Consider the following 1,972-nt stretch of genomic DNA (forward strand, 5'->3'; position numbering starts at 1 on the left):
GACTGCAAGTACCACGCCTACAACGACCAACTGACCGGCAGCCATCATGATTCGACTCTTGTTCGCGTTGGCTGTGGTTGGGGGACTGGCCTGGGTGCTGCCGGTGTGGTGGCGTCGGCAAGCCCACAAGCAAAGATCGGCACGAGCCAGATCCGGCACCCCGGCACCGGAACCTGATCATTCGGCAGCACCACCGGTCTACACCGATGTGCCCAGCCCCGCAAAGACAGTGCAGGCGGCGAGCGATCCGTCGACCGACGTGGCCAGGGAGGTGCTGCCGGACACCGACGATGTCGACACGGCCCACACGCCGTCTGGACGGGCCACACGTACCACGGCCGGTAACTCGCAGACAGACGAGGCCGAGCGGGTGCGGGTGGCCCTATCCTCCGGCGACACCGGCATGATGGAACGGGTCCTCGCCGAGACGAAGGATGCCATTTTGCGACATCGGCTGCTGACCCACATCGTCGCCATCCACTATCGACTGCGTGAAACATCGGCGTACCGCTCGGCATTCTATGCCTTCGCGCAGCAACATATGAAAGAGGCATCGTCTATTCTGGATGCACTCCGTAGCACGGGGCAGCCTCGCCCAGAGCGCATCGACGCCTTCAAGATGACAGCAATCGCCATGGACGAAGATTCCCGTTACGAGGAGGCGATTGCCGTCTGTCGGGCAGCATCGGCCCTCGACTTACAGGACGGTACGAAGACGGGGTTCGCAGGTAGGATCAGTAGACTGGAGAAGAAGCTGAGCGCAAGACGACGGTAACCCGGTACCCCGTTGCCGCCACCACCCCGGTTCAAACCTGCTCCGATACGAGCCCGTCGCTAATCCGCAGCACGCGATCGCCGGTGTGGAAATAGCGCTCGTCGTGCGACACCAGGACCAATGTGCGGCCCTGACGGCTGAGCTCAGGAAGAATCTCTTCGTAGAGGCGCCGCTGAAAGCCTGGGTCCTGATCGGCGGCCAGTTCGTCGAAGACGCAGACCGGACGGTCTCTGAGCTCCGCGGCCAAGAATGCGAGGCGTTTGCGCTGGCCGGTGGAAAGAGCGAGATCGGTAAAGCCATCAGGCGTGTATCGGGTGTCTTCGGCCAGCCCGAGCTCCTCCAGCTTGGCATTCACAAGCGCCGGGTCCGCATCCGGGGCCCCGTAGAGATGCGCAAACAAATGAAAGTCGGTAAAGACGGCACTGAACAGCCCCCAATACGCGGGACGTTCGGCGTCGGTGATCGGCGTGCCATCCACAAGGATTTCTCCCCGCTGCGGCCGATAGAGCCCGGTTAGGAGCTTCAATAGGGTCGACTTGCCACTGCCGTTGTCGCCCACGATGAACACGCGCTCCCCACGCCGCAGGACCAAATCACAGGGACCGACCCAGAACAAGGGCTGCCCATCGCGGTCGAGGTACTGAAACTCCACACCATTGAAGGCGATCTCTTCGAACCCACGCAAAGGCGACGCCGACGGCAGTCCATCCGAGCGCACCGGTGCGTGATCGATACGTCTTTCAAGCTGATACAAGCTGGTGACGGCGGCATCGATCCGTGCCATCAATGGTAGCAAGTCAATGATAACCGTCAGCGGGCCGACGATGAAGAGCATGGTCGTCGCGACCTTGAGGATCGTGTCCGGACTCTCCGGCACCAGCCAGGGGACGACGAACACCACGGCAAAGAGTACCGAATAGTTGATCATTCGGCGGAGGATCATTCCCTTAACCTGGAAGATATGGCAGGAAACATTGAGCCGGTAGGCCTGTTCCGCGGTGTTGCAGATCGCGGCGTAAACGGCATCGCTTTGATTCCGATCAAGCGCGAGTTCTTTGAAGCCGTGCAACAGACCATCGAGCCGATCGAGCAACTGACCCTCCCGATGGTCCGCTTCCAGCAACTCGCCACGGGTTCGTTTCCAGCTGCTGACATAGGTGGGCGCCAGCACCGCATAGACGACCAACATCGCCAACA

Annotated in this window: 2 protein-coding genes; one reads left to right on the forward strand and one right to left on the reverse strand. The window is 61.2% G+C overall.

Annotated elements, in window-relative coordinates; translation table 11 throughout:
* Positions 1–208 precede the first annotated feature (208 nt).
* Positions 209–775, forward strand: coding sequence for a hypothetical protein (locus tag CKO31_RS25635; RefSeq protein WP_207148116.1), 567 nt, complete (start codon positions 209–211; stop codon positions 773–775).
* 31 nt (positions 776–806) lie between these two features.
* Here CKO31_RS25635 and CKO31_RS25640 read toward each other — a convergent pair.
* Positions 807–1,972: ATP-binding cassette domain-containing protein (locus CKO31_RS25640; protein ID WP_200243641.1), on the reverse strand; the 1,166-nt coding region annotated here is incomplete at its 5' end.

This window comes from Thiohalocapsa halophila (genome assembly GCF_016583825.1).
Classification (GTDB): Bacteria; Pseudomonadota; Gammaproteobacteria; order Chromatiales; family Chromatiaceae; genus Thiohalocapsa; species Thiohalocapsa halophila.